Consider the following 2,676-nt stretch of genomic DNA (forward strand, 5'->3'; position numbering starts at 1 on the left):
GCGAACGTGTCGAGATTCAGGTCGCGGTCGTTCGACAGCGCGTCGAGCAGCGCAAGCGCCTGCGCACCGTCGTCGCTCCAGGTGCCGGGCGGCACGCCGTCGTGGGCGCGCGCAAAGCCGGGCGGCGGCGTCATGTCGATCTCGGCAGGCGGGGGGATCGACGCGGCGTCGTGGAATTCGTACGGCACGCCCAGCGCGTCGCCGATCAGCAGGCCCAGCAGGCCGCCGCGCAGGCGGGATCGTCGGTTCGGGATGTCGGTCATCGGGCAGGCATCGGGTTGGCGGCTCGCGCCGCGGAATACCGTGCAGACTAGACCAATCGTGTGCGCGTGCCTAGCCGATGCAGTGTCGTCGGTGCGAACGAATGCCGCATGGCCCGTGTGCAGCGGTGAACTAGAGTCGAACGGTAGCGGATGAAACGACACCGGGAAGACACGATCATGGCCAAGAAATTTCCGCTGCATCCCGTGCATCCGGAACGGATCTGCTGGGGATGCGACAACTACTGCCCGACACACGCGATGCGTTGCGGCAATGGCTCCAGCCGTACGCAGCACCCGAGCGAGCTGCTCGGTGACGACTGGTATCGATACGGCGACTGGGGCATCGAAGGCGCGGATGCCGACAACGCACATGAAGCCGCGACCGAAGCCGGCGGGCAGTCATAGCGACAAGTTGCCTCACCTGCGCGCATCCGGTTTCTTGATCTGCATCACGGTTGCGAAACGCGTGCCGAAACATCATGAAAAAAGATGCATAAGACACGCATCTTGAAGCGGGCGGGATGCCCGGCAGCCAGGAACCTGCGTTCCGCTGCCGCTCGCGCCGACCCGCGCCCCCATGATCGAGAAAGGAGAGCACCGTGTTTTGCTATCAATGCGAACAGACCGACCGGACCGGCACGCGGCCCGGCTGTGCATCGGCGAAAGGCAACTGCGGCAAGGATGCAACGACGGCGGACCTGCAGGACCTGCTGGTCCATGCAGTGAAGGGCATTGCGCAATACGGCGCGATCGCGCGTGCGATGGGCGCACCGGATCGCGATGCCGACCGGTTCGTGTTGTATGCGATGTTCACGACGCTGACCAACGTGAACTTCCATGCGGCCCGTTTCGTCGCACTGTTGCGCGAAGCGGCGCAGATGCGGGACCGCGTGAAGGCCGCATGTGATGCGAGCGCGCGGGCGTCGGGCACGGTCGTCCCGGCGCAGCACGGGCCGGCGATGTGGCAGCCGGCGGACGATCTGGCCGGGCTGCTGGAGCAGGCCAAGAGCGTCGGCGTGGACCACGGGCTCGACAAGGTGGGCGCGGACATCGTCGGCCTGCGCGCGCTGGTGCTGTACGGGCTGAAGGGCGTGTGCGCGTATGCGCATCATGCGCGGGTGCTTGGCTACGAGCGCGACGACATCTACGAGGGGATCGAGGCGGCACTCGCGTTTCTCGCGCGCGACCCCGACGACGTCAACGCGCTGCTCGCGCAGGCGCTCGACCTCGGCCGGTTGAACCTGACGGTGATGGAACTGCTCGACAGCGCGAACACCGGCCGTTTCGGCGCGCAGCAACCGACGGCCGTGCGCGTGTCGCCGGTGGCGGGCAAGGCGATCCTCGTGTCGGGCCACGACCTCGGCGATCTGCACGCGCTGCTCGAGCAGACGGCCGGCACGGGCATTCACGTGTACACGCACGGCGAGATGCTGCCGGCCCATGCGTATCCGGCGCTGAAGGCGTTTCCGCACCTGGTCGGCAACTACGGCGGCGCATGGCAGGATCAGCAGAGCGACTTCGCGCATTTCCCCGGGCCGATCCTGATGACGTCCAACTGCATCATCGAGCCGATGCCGCAATACCGGCAGCGGATCTTCACGACGGGGCCGGTCGGCTGGCCGGGCGTGCGCCATCTCGAACATCACGATTTCTCGACGCTGATCCGCGCCGCGCAGGCGCTGCCCGGTTTCCCGGCCACGGCGCCGGAGGAAACGATCACGGTCGGCTTCGGCCGGCATGCGGTGCTCGGTGTCGCGGACAAGGTCATCGACGCGGTCAAGGCCGGACAGATCCGCCATTTCTTCCTGATCGGCGGCTGCGACGGCGCGGCGCCGGGCCGCAACTACTACACCGAGTTCGCGGAGCAGGCGCCCGACGATACGGTCGTGATGACGCTCGGCTGCAACAAGTACCGGTTCAATCGCCACGCGTTCGGCGATATCGGCGGCATTCCGCGCCTGCTCGACGTCGGGCAGTGCAACGACAGCTACTCGGCGATCCGGATCGCGACGGCGCTCGCCGATGCATTCGAATGCGGCGTGAACGACCTGCCGCTGTCGCTCGTGATCTCGTGGTTCGAGCAAAAGGCGGCGGCCGTGCTGCTGACGCTGCTCGCGCTCGGCCTGCGCAACATCCGCCTCGGGCCGACGCTGCCGGCCTTCGTGACGCCGGGCGTGCTGGCGGTGCTGGTCGAGCAGTTCGGCATCCAGCCGATCGGCGACGCCGGTACCGACCTTGCCGCGTCGCTGGCGCGCCAGGCCGCTTGAGCGGGATCGTTCGATGACTTATCGCATCGAAATCACGACACGCGACGGCGAGCACTTCGGCTTCGGCTGCGACGGCGAGCAGGATCTGCTGTCGGCCGCAGCCGAGGCCGATATCACGCTGCCGTCGCAATGCCGGCGCGGAAGCT

Annotated in this window: 3 protein-coding genes and 1 pseudogene; 3 read left to right on the forward strand and 1 reads right to left on the reverse strand. The window is 67.3% G+C overall.

The window, feature by feature from the left end; all coding sequences use genetic code 11:
• A partial coding sequence (locus JYJ84_RS33595; protein WP_205190052.1) for an ADP-ribosylglycohydrolase family protein occupies positions 1-263 on the reverse strand: 263 nt, incomplete at its 3' end.
• Between the two features lie 177 nt (positions 264-440).
• Between JYJ84_RS33595 and JYJ84_RS33600 the strand changes: the two genes are divergently transcribed.
• From JYJ84_RS33600 to JYJ84_RS38425, 3 genes and pseudogenes are all read left to right on the forward strand, one after another.
• A complete protein-coding gene (locus JYJ84_RS33600) occupies positions 441-668 on the forward strand; it encodes a DUF3079 domain-containing protein (protein WP_175223349.1) in 228 nt (75 codons plus the stop codon).
• A gap of 194 nt (positions 669-862) precedes the next feature.
• Positions 863-2,530, forward strand: coding sequence for a hydroxylamine reductase (hcp, locus tag JYJ84_RS33605; RefSeq protein ID WP_122947436.1), 1,668 nt, complete (start codon positions 863-865; stop codon positions 2,528-2,530).
• A gap of 13 nt (positions 2,531-2,543) precedes the next feature.
• Positions 2,544-2,676: pseudogene (locus JYJ84_RS38425) on the forward strand (oxidoreductase); the annotation flags it as partial.

The organism is Burkholderia sp. LMG 13014 (assembly GCF_905232215.1).
Taxonomy (GTDB): domain Bacteria; phylum Pseudomonadota; class Gammaproteobacteria; order Burkholderiales; family Burkholderiaceae; genus Burkholderia.